The sequence below is a fragment of the Streptomyces sp. PL-29 genome (genome assembly GCF_058344425.1).
Window position 1 is genome coordinate 4,092,911 of the sequence record NZ_CP136996.1, and the last position, 14,836, is coordinate 4,107,746.

Below are 14,836 nucleotides of genomic sequence, written 5' to 3' on the forward strand. Positions count from 1 at the left end.
CACCGGGGACCCGGTCAGCCCGCCGCGCGCGGAAGGCGGCGTTCCCACGAGCGGTGGAAGACCACCTCCTCGCCCTCCCGGCAGACCAGTTCGTCCGACGTCACGAAGCCGCCCTCGTCGCAGCGGATCTCCGAGGTGGTCTCCACCCGCGCGTCCCAGCCCCGTTCCGGCCGGTGGAGCCGGATCCGCCACTGCGAGCGGGTCCGGGCCGACAGCGGGTCCCCGTCCTGGATTTCGTACACGTCAGTGGCGTCCTCGCCGTACTCCAGGCCGTCCGGGTGGACCCGGGTGCCCCCGCAGCGCGGATCCACTTCCAGCCGCCAGGTCCCGCGCGCCACGTCCCGTACGACGAGCCGCTCCGGGCGCGGCTCGTCCAGGGTGGCCGGGAAGGAGACGCCGAGCGGCTCCGCCTGTTCCGGGAGCTCGAAGACGATCCCTTCGTCCCCGGCCGGGGAGGCCGCCCGGACCGGCAGGGTCACCGAACTGCCCGCCGGGTCCAGGGTCCAGCCGGCCTCCGACCCGGCCCGCGGCCAGATCCACGGCCAGTACGCGGAGGACACCGCGAGGCGGATCCGGTGCCCCGGCGGGAAGGCGTGGCCGATGCCGTTCAGCTCGAAGGTCACGTCCTCGTACGACCCCACCGGCCAGGGGACGGCCCGGTCCCGGCCCTGGCGGGCGGACAGGTTCAGCGCGCCCCGTGTGACCAGCGTCGAGGAGCCGTCCGGGGCGACGTCGCACAGCCGGGCCACCACCTGCCCGTACGGCACGTCGAGCCGCAGTCGCAGGGTCACCGACGGCCGGCCCAGGATCTCCACCGGCTCGCCGCCGCCCACCGGGAACTCGAAGCAGGCCGATTTCGCGTCCTCCTCGCGCTGGTCCGGCGGAAGGTCGGCGTCGTTGCCGCGGGGCCGGAAGCGCCCCGCGTCCAGCCCGGTGTGCTGCGGGGAGGCCACGGTCACCGGTGCGCCCCGGAACACGTACGGCACGGGGACCACCCCCGCCGAGGGCCAGGACCCCTCGCCGACCCAGCGTCCCGGCAGCTCCTCGTACACGGTCGCGGGCGGGTGCGCTTCGCTGATCCAGGCACGCAGCAGCGGTTCGTCCATCACGCCGTTGTCGGCCCCCTTCAGCCAGTGGTCCCACCAGCGCAGGGTCTCCTGGAGGAAGCCGATGGCCGGTCCCGGCGCCCGCCCGCGGTCCGGGTACTGGTGCGGCCAGGGTCCGATCAGGCCGCGTACGCGCGCCGACGGCAGGTGCTGGACCAGCCGCAGCACGGTGTCCCGGTAGGGGTCGTGCCAGCCGCCGACCGCGAGCACGGCCGCGTCGATCGCGCCGTAGTCCTCGCGGACGCTGCCGTGGCGCCAGTAGGCGTCGCGGGTCTGGTGCGAGAGCCAGGTGTGGATCAGCGGTTCCACCGCCTCCAACCGCTCCAGCCACTGCCCGCGCCAGCCGTCGCCGGCGTACTGCGGGTCCGGCGGCCGCGAGGAGAGGGCCAGCAGGGCCGCCGCCCGCGCGTGCATGTCCACGGCGAGCACCGAGCCGCCCATGTAGTGCGCGTCGTTGTCGAAGCGGTCGTCGGTCGCGCAGACGGTGACGACGGCCTTCAGGGCCTCGGGGGCGAGAGCGGCCAGCTGGAGGGAGTTCAGCCCGCCCCAGGAGACCCCGAACATCCCCACCGAACCCGTGCACCATTCCTGGGCCGCCAGCCACTCCACCACCGCGACCCCGTCCGCGAGCTCACGGGCGTCGCACGCGTCGCCGGGCAGGCCGCCGCTGCACCCGTGCCCGCGCACGTCCACGCGTACGGAGGCGTAGCCGTGCCCCGCGTACCACGGGTGGCGCTGCCAGTCGCGCGGCGCGGTCCGGTCGGTGAGCCGGTGGGGGAGATACTCCAGCAGGGCCGGGACGGGTTCGCCGGTCGCCGGGCGCCAGATCCGGGCGTACAGCTCCACCCCGTCCGGGAGCGGGATCCGGACATCCTCGTGGGTGGTTCCGTACGGGAACTCGGTGCGGATGATCATCGGGTTCTGCCACCATTCGCCTCGGCCGCAGTTCTGGGCAAAACGCACTCTCCGGTTGTTCCGGCTCCTCCAGAACATACCGGTGCGCATCGGGCAGTGTGGGGAGGGTGGCCGGGAAGGCCCTCTCGGTGATCGAAAACAGACCCGATACGCTGGCTTGAGTGATGGCAGCGACACATCGACAATCCATGTGATCGTCAGCGTGATCGTCAGCAGACAGGAGTACCCCTCGTGACCGTCGTCGGGCCGTTCGGACTGAGCGTGCGGGACCAGGCTCTTGAGACCGATGTCCAGGCCGGACTGGCCGCCGTCGAGGCGGGTCTGCTGGAAGCCACCAAGAGCGAAGTCCCCTTCATCACCGAGGCCGCACAGCACCTCGTCCGGGCCGGAGGCAAGCGGTTCCGGCCGCTGCTCGTCATGCTGGCGTCCCGTTTCGGCGACCCCTACGCGCCCGGCGTCGTGCCGTCCGCCGTGGTCGTCGAGCTCACCCACCTGGCGACGCTCTACCACGACGACGTCATGGACGAGGCGGACGTGCGCCGCGGTGTGGCGAGCGCCAACGCCCGCTGGGGCAACTCGGTGGCCGTCCTCACGGGTGACTTCCTCTTCGCACGTGCATCGCACATCCTGGCCGACCTCGGGCCGGAGGCCGTGCGCATCCAGGCCGAGGCCTTCGAGCGGCTCGTGACGGGCCAGATCCTGGAGACGGCCGGCCCGCGGGACGGCCGTGACCCCGTCGCCCACTACCTCGACGTCATCGCAGGCAAGACCGGCTCGCTGATCGCGGTCTCCGGCCGCTTCGGCGCACTGATGTCCGGCGCCGACGAGTCGGTCGTCGACATCCTGACCCAGTACGGGGAGCGCCTCGGCACCGCCTTCCAGCTCGCCGACGACGTCCTCGACATCGCCTCCGACACCCACGAGTCCGGCAAGACCCCGGGCACCGACCTGCGCGAGGGCATCCCGACGCTGCCCGTGCTCCGGCTGCGCGAGATGGCCGCGCGGGACGGCCGGCCGGAGGACCTGGAGCTCGTCGAACTGCTCGACGGCGACCTGACCGACGACGCCCGCCACGCCGAGGCGCTCACCCGACTGCGGGCGCACCCGGCCCTGGAGCAGGCCCGCCGCGACACGGTCCGCTACGCGCAGGAGGCACGGGCCACGCTCGCGCCGCTGCCCGAGTGCTTCGCGAAGGCGGCTCTGGAGGAGCTGTGCGACGCGGTGGTGCACCGCGCCGGCTGACCGCCCACGGCGGGCGGTCGCGTCCGACGGCACCGCACGGGCCCTCCGCCCGCCGACCCCTACGGGTCGGGGGAAGAGGGCCCGTTCCGTGTCATCCCACGGTCGTACGTACGGTTGCTTCCGGGGACTGACGCCCCGACGTCGCCGATTTGGTCAGATGGAGTCATCAACCCCACCAGATCGGGTGAGCGCGGCGACATGCGGATCGCCGCCGTCGACACAGAGGGCAGGGCACTGACATGGCAGCGAACACGAAGACTTCTCGCAAGGCCGCCCGGTACGCCGTACCGGTCGCGGTGGCGGGTGTCGCCGCGGCGACCGTGGCGATGGTCCCGGCCTTCGCCAACGCCGGCGGGCCCGACCTGCCCGAGGTCACGGCGCAGCAGCTGATCGAGAAGGTCGCCGCCTCGCAGGTGGAGCAGCTGTCGGGTACGGCGAGGATCAGCACCGACCTGGGCCTGCCGAAGATCGCGTCCGGCCTGTTGGGCGGCGGCGGGGTCACGGGCGGCTCCGCCGACCCGGGGGACAAGGTCGCGCAGCTGGCGAGCGGCACGCACACCCTGCGGGTCGCGGCCGACGGCGAGGACCGCCAGAAGCTCACCTTCCTGGACGGCAAGGACGAGTACAGCCTCATCCACAACGGCGACGACGTGTGGGGCTACGACTCCAAGTCCAACGAGGTCTTCCACGAGAAGGCATCCCCGTCGGACAAGACGGCCGGCAAGGGGACGGGCAAGGAGCACAAGACCGGCGACCGGCTCAACGCCTCCCCGCAGAAGCTGGCCGAGGAGATCCTCGCGGCCGCCGGTCCCACCACGGACGTGAGCGTCGGCGAGACCGCCCAGGTGGCCGGGCGGGACGCCTACCAGCTGGTGCTCAAGCCCAAGCAGGCCGGCTCGACCGTCGGATCGGTGCAGATCGCGGTGGACGCCAGGAACGGCGTGCCGCTGCGCGTGCAGCTGCTCTCGTCCCAGGGCGGTAAGCCGATCGTGGACGCCGGCTTCACCAAGGTGGACTTCGCCAAGCCGTCCGCCGACACCTTCTCCTTCACCCCGCCCAAGGGTGCCAAGGTGACCGAGGGCGTGGACGGACACGGCAAGGGTGACAAGGACGGCGCGTTCAAGGCGCTGGAGTCCTTCCCGGGCCTGGACGGACTGGTCGGCGGTCCGGCCGGCCAGGGCGACGTGAAGGTGCTCGGCGAGGGCTGGGCCACCATCGCACGGATTGATTCGGGTTCGGGCAGGAGCCTGAAGGACCTGGAGAACGACAAGAACGCCCCGAAGGAGGCCCGGCAGTTCCTCGACTCCCTCGGGGACAAGGTCAGCGGCGGCTTCGGTGAGGGCCGGGTCATGTCGACCCGCCTGTTCAACGTCCTGGTCACCGACAACGGCAAGGTCTACGCCGGCGCCGTCACCAAGGACGCGCTGGTGAAGGCGGCCGACGCCGACAAGTAGCCGTCCCGGGAGGTGCGGCCGAGGGTGGGCAGGGACTGTGTCCCTGCCCACCCTTGCGTCGTTGGTGCTGCCCGTACAGCGCCTCCGCTGTACGGTGTTGGGCATGTCGAGACACGTCACCATCCGCCTGAACGAAGAGTTCCACGAGCGCCTCAAGGCGCGTGCGGCGGCGCTGGGGACGACGGTCACCGCGCTGATCACCGAGGTCACCGAACGCGAGCTCGACGAGGACCGGAAGAACTTCCTCTCCGGCATTGAGGAGTTCGCCGATCACTGGGGCTACTTCCAGGAGCGGTTCGGCAATTGAAGATCACCATGGAGTGGGCCTGGACCGCTCTGGCCCACCATCTCCCGTCAGATCCCGCGGTGTGGGATCCCTCCGGGGTGGCCGCCGCAGTCGCCCGGCACCAGAACGACCTGGTGCTGGTACCAGAACAGCCCGCCCCGGACACCGCGTGGCGGGCCGCCGCGTTCCTGCACACCCTGGCGGTCTGCCCGGCGCTGGAATCGCCGATGAACGAGTTCTACGCGGCCGCGGCGACCCGCTCGTACCTGCGCGTGGCCGGAGCCGCGAAGCTGCCCTCGCCGGAGGAACTCGGCGACCTGGTCGAGGCGGCGAAGCTGGGCCGCGCGGACGTCGCGGCTGTGGCCGAGGAGCTGCGGGCCCGGATGAGGGAGCCGCTGGAGGCCTCGTCCCCGGCCCGCGCCGAGGACGGCTGAGCTCCGGCGCGGTCCGGGTGGATCGCGCCGGAGCCCAGAGCGCGGCGGGACCGCCGGTCGCCCGGAGGGCCCTGCAGGGCTCCGGAAGGTCCTGGAACCTCCCGGAATCCCCTGGAACGCCCTAGAAGGTGATCTTCCAGCTGTTGATGTAGCCGACGTCCAGTGCGGCCGCGTCCCTGACCCGGAGGTTCCACGTTCCGTTCGCCACCTCGCTGGAGGCGTTGACGGTGTAGGACCCCACGATGTTGTCGGCGCTGCCGCCGGTGCGGTTGTGCAGGTTGTAGACCGAGCCGTCCGGGGCGACCAGGTCGACCACCAGGTCACCGCGGTAGGTGTGGACGATGTTCACGTCCACCTTGGTGGTGGCGGGGGCGTTGCCGGGGACTCCGGAGACCGTGATCGGCGAGTTGACCGCCGGGGCGGGGGAGTCAGGGATGTTCACGTCCGTCGTGTTCTCGAAGGACGGGCCGGGCGGAACCGGGGTCGACGCGCCCAGGTTCCATATCGCGTAGGCGATGGCGTCCGCGTTGCGGTCCAGGGCGGTGTCGTTGATGTTGGCGGTGTTGTCGCACGAGGAGTGGTAGCAGCGGTCGAAGGCCTGCCCTGCGGTGCCGCCCCACTTCTGGGCCTGCGCGGAGGTCTTGGTGCGGCTGGCCCCGGTGAACAGGCCACCGACCGGTATGCCCACGTTCTTGAAGGAGGCGTGGTCGGAGCGGCCGTCGCCCTCGGTCTCGATTTCGGTCGGCACGCCGAGGCCGGCGAAGTAGTTCTTGAAGGTCTGCTCGATCGTCGGGTCGTCGTCGTAGACGAAGTAGCCGGGGTTCGGCGAGCCGATCATGTCGAAGTTCAGGTACCCGGCGAACTTGGCCCGCTCGGCCGACGGGAGGTTGTTGACGTAGTACTTCGAGCCGACCAGGCCCAGCTCCTCCGCGCCCCACCAGCCGAAACGCAGGTGCTTGGTGGGCTGCAGCCCGGCCCGGGAGACGGCGAGGGCGGTTTCGAGGACGGCCGCGCTGCCGGAGCCGTTGTCGTTGATGCCCGCGCCCGAGGTGACGGAGTCGAGGTGCGCTCCGGACATCAGGACCGAGTTCGGGTCGCCGCCCGGCCAGTCGGCGATCAGGTTGTAGCCGGTGGCGCCGCTGGAGGTGAAGGTCTGCAGCGTCGTGGTGAAGCCCGCCGCGTCCAGCTTGGCCTTCACGTAGTCGATCGAGGCCTTGTAGCCGGCCCGGCCGTGGGCGCGGTTGCCGCCGTTGTTCGCGGCGATCGTCGACAGCTGCGACAGGTGGGCCTTGACGTTGGCCAGCGGGATGTCGGGCGGGGTCGGCGCCGCGGCGACCGCCGTGGGGGCGGCGAGTGCGGCGGGTGCGGTGGAGGCGAACAGGCCGGCAACCGCGAGAGCGGTCACGGCAGCGAGGCGCCGGGAGACGGACAGGCTCATGTGGGGGCTCCGGGATTCCGCTGGGGATATGACGGAACGAGCGAGAGAGCAGGTGAGCGTGAGTGCGTCAGTGCGGAAGTGCGAGCCTGATGGTCAGCGAGAGTATGACTATCCGTCAAGACCTCGATTCGGTCAGGGCAGTTCGGAAAACGGACGATCCCCGGTACGGAGGGTCCGTGCCGGGGATCGTGGGGTCGGAGCGTTTGCTGTTGCGGGCCCGTCGTGTGGTCGTTACGCGGGTTCGCGGGTCGGCGCCGGGGTGATCACGGGAGCCGTCTCCAGCCGGGCGCGGGAGCGCCGAGCGGTCCGCAGGGCGTCCCAGGTCAGGATCGCCAGCGCGGCCCACACCAAGGAAAAGCCCGCCCAGCGCTCGGGCGGCATGGCCTCGTGGAAGTACAGGACGCCGAGTCCGAACTGGAACACCGGGGCCATGTACTGAAGCAGTCCCAGGGTGGACAGCGGAACGCGGATGGCGGCCGCCCCGAAGAGCACCAGCGGGATCGCCGTGACCAGGCCGGTGGCGGCCAGCAGCAGCGCGTGGCCGACGCCCTGGGAGGCGAAGCTGGACCGGCCCTGGGCGCCCAGCCACAGCAGGTATCCGAGGGCCGGCAGGAACAGCATGGCCGTCTCGGCGGCCAGCGACTCCAGCCCGCCCATGTTGAGCTTCTTCTTGATCAGGCCGTAGGTCGCGAACGAGCAGGCCAGGACCAGCGAGATCCACGGCGGCCGCCCGTAGCCGACGGCGAGGACGAGCACGGCGACGAAGCTGAGGCCGACGGCCACCCACTGCGCGCGCCGCAGCCGCTCACCCAGGACCAGCACCCCCATGGCGATGCTGACCAGCGGGTTGATGAAGTAGCCGAGGCTCGACTCGACGACGTGGCCGTTGTTGACCGACCAGATGTACAGGCCCCAGTTCACGCTGATGACGGACGCGGCCAGCGCGGTCAGACCCAGCTTGCGCGGCCGGCTCAGCAGCTCGCGTATCCAGCTCCAGCGGCGCACTGCGAGCAGTGCCAGGCCGACCACGGCCAGGGACCACGTCATGCGGTGGGCGAGGATCTCGACGGCCCCGGCAGGCATCAGCAGCGGCCAGAAGAGGGGGACCAGCCCCCACATCCCGTAAGCGCCGAATCCGTAGAGCAAACCCGCGCGCTGCTCGTTCTGTGCCTTCACGGGGCCTCCTGTGCGACTTCCAGCCAACTTTGACGACGTTATCGCCGCGGGGCCCAGATGTCATGCCCGTAATCGGGAGATACTCATGACATCCCGTGTGACGTCTCGCGGGGCCGCGGCGGCGCGCCCGCCGGGAGTCCGCCGGGAGTCCGCCGGGAGTCCGCGGGTTCAGGCCAGCGCGGCCCCGATCGCCTGGGCGACCGGGGTCGTCGGCCGCCCGATCAGCCGGGCGAGGTCTCCGCCGGTGCCGGCCAGCCGGCCGCGCGCGATCGCCGCGTCCACGTCGACGATGATCGCGGCGAACCCCTCCGGCACCCCGGCGTCCGTCAGGATCCGGAGGTGTTCGTCGGCCGGGACCTCGCTGTACGCGATCTCCTTGCCGCTCTGTGCCGAGACCTCGGCCGCGTACTCCGCGAGGCTCCACGCGGTGTCGCCGGAGAGTTCGTAGATCCGGTTCAGGTGCCCCTCGCCGGTGAGCACCGCGGCGGCGGCCGCCGCGTAGTCGGCCCGCGCCGCCGAGGCGACCCGCCCCTCGCCCGCGCTGGCCAGGACCGCCCCGTGCCCGAGCACGGTCGGCAGGTCGCGGGTGTAGTTCTCGTGGTACCAGCCGTTGCGCAGGAAGGTATACGGGAGTCCGGAGGCGAGGACGGCCTGCTCGGTGGCGGTGTGCTCCGAGGCCAGCTCGAAGTCCGCCTCCGGGCCGCCGAGGACGCCGGTGTAGGCCAGCTGTGCCGCGCCCGCCGCCTTCGCGGCAGCGATCACGGCGGTGTGCTGCGCGACGCGCCGCCCGATCTCATTGCCGGAGATCAGCAGCACCCGGTCGCCGGGCCGGAAGGCGACGGCCAGGGCGGCCGGGTCGTCGTAGTCGGCGACGCGCACGTCGATCCCGCGTGCGGCCAGGTCGAAGGCCTTCTCCGCGCTGCGGACGACGACGGCGACGCGGTCGGCGGGGACCCGTTCCAGCAGTTCCTCGACGACGAGGCGGCCCAGGGCTCCGGTGGCTGCGGTGACGACGATGCTCATGACTGTTCTCCTCGATGGACGACAGCACAACCCTACGGGAAGCGCTTTCTTTTTGAAAGCGCTTCCCGGGGGAGGGCTTACCTCTCGGGGGGCGGACGCGCCGAAGCCCGGACCCGTCGAGGGGGTCCGGGCTTCGGCGCGTCCGCGTGGTTCGGTCAGCCGACGACGGTCCAGGTGTCACTGCCGTTCAGCAGTGCGCCCAGGTCGCCCTTGCCGCTGCGGTCGACGGCCGCGTCGAGCTGGTCGGCCATCAGGGTGTCGTAGACCGGTCGTTCGACACTGCGGAAGACCCCGATCGGGGTCCGGTGCAGGGTGTCCGGGTCGGCGAGCCGGGAGAGCGCGAACGCCGTGGCGGGGCTGGCGGCTCGGGCGTCGTGGACGAGGACCCGCCCCTCGTTGGCGGGGGTCACGTCGACCACCTCCAGGTCACCGGTGGTCTGATTGCGCACCACGCCCTTCTCGTCGTCCGCGCCGAACCGGATCGGCCGGCCGTCCTCCAGCCTGATCACCGCCTCGCGGGCCCGGTCCTTGTCCTTGAGGGCCTCGAAGGCGCCGTCGTTGAAGATGTTGCAGTTCTGGTAGATCTCGACGAGCGCCGTGCCCTGGTGGTCGGCCGCCTGGCGCAACACCTCGGTGAGGTGCTTGCGGTCGGAGTCGACGGTGCGGGCGACGAACGACGCCTCGGCGCCGAGCGCCAGCGACACCGGGTTGAAGGGCGCGTCCAGCGAGCCCATCGGCGTCGACTTGGTGATCTTGCCGACCTCGGAGGTGGGGGAGTACTGGCCCTTGGTGAGTCCGTAGATCCTGTTGTTGAAGAGGAGGATCTTGAGGTTGACGTTGCGGCGCAGGGCGTGGATGAGATGGTTTCCGCCGATGGAGAGGGCGTCTCCGTCCCCCGTGACGACCCACACGGACAGGTCGCGCCGGGAGGTGCACAGGCCCGTCGCGATGGCCGGCGCCCGGCCGTGGATCGAGTGCATCCCGTAGGTGCTCATGTAGTACGGGAAGCGGGAGGAGCAGCCGATGCCGGAGACGAAGACGATGTTCTCCTTCGCCAGTCCGAGCTCGGGCATGAAGCCCTGGACGGTGGCGAGCACGGCGTAGTCGCCGCAGCCGGGGCACCAGCGGACTTCCTGGTCCGACTTGAAGTCCTTCATCGACTGCTTGCCCTCGGCCTTCGGTACCAGCGAGAGCAGGGTCCGCGCCCCGTCGGTCGCCTCGGTCACCTCAGTCATCGATGGCCTCCTTGAGAACCTTGGCGAGCTGCTCGGCCTTGAAGGGCATTCCGTTCACCTGGTGATACGACTGGGCGTCGACCAGGTATTTCGCGCGGATGAGGGTGGCGAGCTGGCCGAGATTCATCTCCGGCACCACTACCTTGTGGTAACGCCGAAGGACCTCGCCGAGATTCCCGGGGAAGGGGTTGAGGTGGCGCAGGTGAGCCTGGGCGACGGGGAGTCCGGCCGCCCGGAGCCGGCGGACCGCGGCGGTGATGGGGCCGTAGGTGGAACCCAGCCGAGGACCAGGGTGGTGGCGCCGTCCGGGTCGTCGACGTCGAGGTCGGGCACCTCGATGCCGTCGACCTTGGCCTGGCGGGTGCGGACCATGAGGTCGTGGTTGGCCGGGTCGTAGGAGATGTTGCCCGTGCCGTCCTGCTTCTCGATCCCGCCGATCCGGTGTTCGAGGCCCGGGGTTCCGGGGACCGCCCAGGGTCGGGCCAGGGTCTCCGGATCTCGCTTGTAGGGCCAGAAGGCCTCGGTGCCGTCGGCGAGCGTGTGGTTCGCGCCGGTGGCGAACTTGACCTTCAGGTCGGGCAGGTCCGCGACCTCCGGGATCCGCCACGGTTCCGAGCCGTTGGCGAGGTAGCCGTCGGACAGCAGGAACACCGGGGTGCGGTAGGTCAGCGCGATCCGGGCCGCGTCGAGGGCCGCGTCGAAGCAGTCGGCCGGGGTGCGCGGGGCGACGACCGGGACCGGCGCCTCGCCGTTGCGCCCGTACATCGCCTGCAGCAGGTCGGACTGCTCCGTCTTCGTCGGCAGACCGGTGGAGGGGCCGCCGCGCTGGATGTCCACGATCAACAGCGGCAGCTCCAGGGAGACCGCCAGGCCGATCGTCTCCGACTTGAGGGCGACGCCCGGCCCGGAGGTGGTGGTCACCGCGAGTGCGCCGCCGAACGCGGCGCCGAGCGCCGCGCCGATCCCGGCGATCTCGTCCTCGGCCTGGAACGTGCGCACCCCGAAGTTCTTGTGCTTGCTCAGCTCGTGCAGGATGTCCGAGGCCGGCGTGATCGGGTAGGAGCCCAGATAGAGCGGCAGATCGGCCTGCCGGCCCGCCGCGATCAGGCCGTACGAGAGAGCCACGTTCCCGGAGATGTTGCGGTAGGTGCCGGTGGGGAAGGCCTGGGTCGCGGGTGCCACCTCGTAGGAGACGGCGAAGTCCTCCGTCGTCTCGCCGAAGTTCCAGCCGGCGCGGAACGCGGCCACGTTCGCCTCGACGATGTTCGGCTTCTTCGCGAACTTCTGCCGCAGGAAACGCTCCGTGCCCTCGGTGGGCCGGTGGTACATCCAGGACAGCAGCCCCAGCGCGAACATGTTCTTGCTGCGGCCGGCCTCCTTGCGGGACAGCCCGAAACCCTTCAGCGCCTCGACCGTGAGCGTGGTCAGCGGCACCGGGTGCAGGTTGTAGGCGGCCAGCGAGCCGTCCTCCAGGGGCGAGGTCTCGTAGCCCACCTTCGCCATCGGGCGCTTGGTGAACTCGTCCGTGTTGACGATGATCTCGGCGCCGCGCGGCACGTCCGCAATGTTCGCCTTCAGGGCCGCCGGATTCATCGCCACCAGCACGTTCGGGGCGTCGCCCGGCGTGAGGATGTCGTGGTCGGCGAAGTGGAGCTGGAAGGAGGAGACGCCCGGCAGGGTGCCGGCGGGGGCGCGGATCTCGGCCGGGAAGTTCGGCAGTGTCGACAGGTCGTTCCCGAACGACGCGGTCTCCGAGGTGAACCGGTCACCGGTGAGCTGCATGCCGTCACCGGAGTCACCCGCGAACCGGATGATCACCCGATCGAGTCGCCGTACTTCCTTGCCGTCCGGACTGCCCGGAGTGCGCTGTCCACCGACAACCGCACCCCCGGCCCCGTCGGCCTGCTCGGCTGGGCTGCTGACCTGGCTGGTCACTGAACTGGACCTCCTTCGAGGCGTGAGCACCCCCATGACCCACCCTACGACGGTAGGGATCAGGCCCCCAGGAGCGACCACATTCTGGACCGTAGGGCCATAATTCGAGACGGCCCTGCCGGTATGCCGTATCTGACAAAGTTTCAGTCGATCAAGATTTCAGATAGGTGAGAACGGCCAGTACGCGCCGGTGATCCCCTTCACTCGGCGACAGGCCCAGTTTCATGAAGATGTTGCCGACGTGCTTCTCCACCGCTCCGTCGCTCACGACCAGCTGCTTGGCCACGGCGGAATTGGTACGGCCCTCGGCCATCAGCCCCAGCACCTCGCGCTCGCGCGGCGTCAGACCCGCCAGGACGTCCTGTTTCCGGCTGCGCCCCAGCAGCTGGGCGACGACCTCGGGATCCAGGGCGGTGCCGCCCCTGGCCACCCGGACCACGGCGTCCAGGAACTCGCGCACCTCGGCCACCCGGTCCTTCAGCAGATACCCCACTCCGGTACTGGAACCGGCCAGGAGCTCCGTGGCGTACTGCTCCTCCACGTACTGCGACAGCACCAGCACGCCTATCCCGGGATGGTCGCGCCGCAGCCGTACGGCGGCCCGCACGCCCTCGTCGGTGTGCGTCGGCGGCATGCGCACGTCCGCCACCACCACGTCGGGCAGCGCATCCTCGGCGGCGAGGTCCGCCACCGTCTTGATCAGGGCCTCCCCGTCCCCGACGCCCGCCACGACGTCATGCCCCCGGTCCGTCAGCAACCGGGTCAGGCCCTCGCGCAGCAGTACGGAATCCTCGGCGATGACCACCCGCACCCTGTCTTCCACGACTCAGCAGCTCCCGCGTCCACTCGTTCCCGTACTGCCCGACTCAGCCAAGCATCCCAGCCTTGAGTCCCGGTGAAGGCAGAGCCGGGACAACACGTGGGCGTACGAGGGGAGTTTTCGCACACCGAGCTGATGGAAGCCAGAGCTCCGGATCCACGGGAGCCGGCGCCGTCCGGCCGCGTCGGCGTCCGCGGCCCGGATTCCCGCTCGGACGCCGCCCCGGATTTCCGTCCGGATGCCCACCCCGGGTTCCCGTCCGAGGATCCTGAGCGGCGGCGCCGCGCCGTTTCAGCCCCGCCCGGGGCGCCCTCCGGTGCGGCCCGGGAGTCCGGGGCGCGGGGTTCGGGGAAGCGGGCCGGGAGGCGGCGGTGGGGCGGGCGCGCGGACGGACCCCCGGCCCACCCGGACGGGGGTCCCACGGCTCCGCACCGGCGTCAGGACCGCCACGGCAGCTCGGCGGTGACCGTCGTGCCCCCGCCCTCGGGGGAGTCGACGACCAGCACCCCGTCCACGGCGTCCAGCCGCTCGGCGAGCGCCGCCAGCCCCGTCCCGGCCCGCACGCTCGCGCCGCCCCGGCCGTCATCGGCCACCCGGAGCAGCAGCCGCCCCCCGGACCGCCACACGTCCACCGAGGCCGATCGGGCCGCGGAGTGCCTGCCGATGTTCTGCAGCAACTCCGAGACCGTGGCGTACGCAATCCCCTCGATGGCCGCGGCCGGCCTGGCCGCGAGGTCCACTTCCACCCGTACCGGCACGGTGCACCGGGCGGCCACCGAGGACAGCGCGGCGTCCAGCCCGCGGTCGGTCAGCACGGCCGGGTGGATTCCGCGGGCCAGGTCCCGCAGCTCCTGCAAGGCGGTCTTCACCTCGCCGTGCGCCTCGTCCACCATGCGGGCGGCGGCCTGGGGGTCCTGGCCGAACTTCTCCTTCGCCAGCCCCAGGTCCATCGCCAGCGCCGCCAGCCGTGCCTGGGCACCGTCGTGCAGATCCCGTTCGATGCGCCGCAGGTCGGCGGCGGCGGTGTCCACGACGACCCCCCGGTCGGACTCCAGCTCGGTGACCCGGCTGTCCAGCCGGGACGCACCGAGCAGCCCGCCGACCACGACCCGGTCCACCGTGGTCAGCGCCCTGAACAGCCACGGGGTGGCGAGAGTGACGGCCAGCCCGACGAGGCAGGTGAGGGCGATCTCCGCGGGCGAGTCGAGGTAGAAGGAGTAGTCGTCGTTCTGGAAGAGCTGGAGCCCCGGCTGGTCGGTCCAGGTGGGGAGGACCCAGAACCACAGCGGGTACAGCAGGTACGTCCAGCCGACCGCCCAGAAGGTCAGTGCCACGCAGAAGGCGAACACCGCCCACGGGAAGTGGATCACGGAGTACAGCGCGTGCCGCCAGGCGCTGCCGCTGCGCAGGACCGCGCCCATGGCGGCGAGCGGCCCGCTCTTCTTCGCACGGATCGGCGCCGGCTCGCTGATGTGCGCCCCGAGCAGCACGCGCACCCGGATCCGCTCCAGCCGCCCGAACCCGCGGCACATGGCCAGCACCCCCGCCAGTACCGGGACGCCCAAGAAGGTGACGAGCAGGCCGGCACCGAGGCTCACGCCGGTGATGGTGAGGGAGAAGTACAGCGTGCTCAGCGGCAGCCCGACCAGGAGGTACGCGAACTCCCGCCAGGTCCGCCCCGCCACCGGGGCCAGCAGCACCGCACCGACCCCGCCCCGCCCGCCCTTGCCGTCGTCCATCTCACGTCCCGCCCTTCCACTCCTCGGCCACAC

11 protein-coding genes and 1 pseudogene are annotated in these 14,836 nt (G+C 71.2%); 4 read left to right on the forward strand and 8 right to left on the reverse strand.

All coding sequences use genetic code 11. The annotated features are described in order from the left end of the window. Positions 1–14 precede the first annotated feature (14 nt). Complete coding sequence (locus R4Z63_RS18820) at positions 15–2,021, reverse strand: CocE/NonD family hydrolase (RefSeq protein ID WP_384446387.1); 2,007 nt, start codon at positions 2,019–2,021, stop codon at positions 15–17. A 231-nt stretch (positions 2,022–2,252) separates the two neighbouring features. Between R4Z63_RS18820 and R4Z63_RS18825 the strand changes: the two genes are divergently transcribed. The 4 genes from R4Z63_RS18825 to R4Z63_RS18840 all read left to right on the forward strand — a co-directional run bounded on the left by R4Z63_RS18825 (position 2,253) and on the right by R4Z63_RS18840 (position 5,437). Beyond that, positions 2,253–3,263 carry a polyprenyl synthetase family protein gene (locus R4Z63_RS18825; protein WP_037918855.1) on the forward strand — a complete coding sequence of 337 codons (1,011 nt, stop codon included), beginning with the start codon at positions 2,253–2,255 and terminating at the stop codon, positions 3,261–3,263. Positions 3,264–3,502: 239 nt separating this feature from the next. Then, the gene (locus R4Z63_RS18830) at positions 3,503–4,717 is read left to right on the forward strand and encodes a LolA family protein (protein WP_384446389.1); all 1,215 of its coding nucleotides are present in this window, start codon (positions 3,503–3,505) and stop codon (positions 4,715–4,717) included. 103 nt (positions 4,718–4,820) lie between these two features. Further along, positions 4,821–5,024, forward strand: a complete 204-nt coding sequence (locus R4Z63_RS18835; RefSeq protein WP_236647540.1) for a hypothetical protein — start codon at positions 4,821–4,823, stop codon at positions 5,022–5,024. Next, complete coding sequence (locus R4Z63_RS18840; RefSeq protein ID WP_236647541.1) at positions 5,021–5,437, forward strand: hypothetical protein; 417 nt, start codon at positions 5,021–5,023, stop codon at positions 5,435–5,437. The genes R4Z63_RS18835 and R4Z63_RS18840 overlap by 4 nt, the downstream gene beginning before the upstream one ends. A 121-nt stretch (positions 5,438–5,558) precedes the next feature. Here the strand turns inward: R4Z63_RS18840 and R4Z63_RS18845 are convergent, their stop codons facing one another. From R4Z63_RS18845 to R4Z63_RS18875, 7 genes and pseudogenes are all read right to left on the reverse strand, one after another. Then, positions 5,559–6,875 (reverse strand): M28 family metallopeptidase, encoded by a 1,317-nt coding sequence (locus tag R4Z63_RS18845; protein ID WP_037918860.1) that lies wholly within the window; start codon positions 6,873–6,875, stop codon positions 5,559–5,561. A gap of 231 nt (positions 6,876–7,106) precedes the next feature. Continuing rightward, positions 7,107–8,051: an EamA family transporter RarD gene (rarD, locus tag R4Z63_RS18850; RefSeq protein ID WP_384446392.1), complete on the reverse strand. Its 945-nt coding sequence runs from the start codon at positions 8,049–8,051 to the stop codon at positions 7,107–7,109. A gap of 168 nt (positions 8,052–8,219) precedes the next feature. Next, positions 8,220–9,074 (reverse strand): NAD(P)H-binding protein, encoded by an 855-nt coding sequence (locus tag R4Z63_RS18855; RefSeq protein ID WP_384446394.1) that lies wholly within the window; start codon positions 9,072–9,074, stop codon positions 8,220–8,222. Positions 9,075–9,229: 155 nt separating this feature from the next. Beyond that, a complete protein-coding gene (locus tag R4Z63_RS18860) occupies positions 9,230–10,309 on the reverse strand; it encodes a 2-oxoacid:ferredoxin oxidoreductase subunit beta (protein ID WP_491522562.1) in 1,080 nt (359 codons plus the stop codon). Further along, positions 10,302–12,244, reverse strand: a pseudogene (locus tag R4Z63_RS18865) (2-oxoacid:acceptor oxidoreductase subunit alpha). Before R4Z63_RS18865 ends, R4Z63_RS18860 begins: the two are co-directional and overlap by 8 nt. Before the next feature lie 151 nt (positions 12,245–12,395). Beyond that, positions 12,396–13,055, reverse strand: coding sequence for a response regulator transcription factor (locus R4Z63_RS18870; protein ID WP_037918870.1), 660 nt, complete (start codon positions 13,053–13,055; stop codon positions 12,396–12,398). 446 nt (positions 13,056–13,501) lie between these two features. Then, complete coding sequence (locus R4Z63_RS18875) at positions 13,502–14,803, reverse strand: sensor histidine kinase (protein ID WP_384451613.1); 1,302 nt, start codon at positions 14,801–14,803, stop codon at positions 13,502–13,504. Positions 14,804–14,836: the final 33 nt, after the last annotated feature.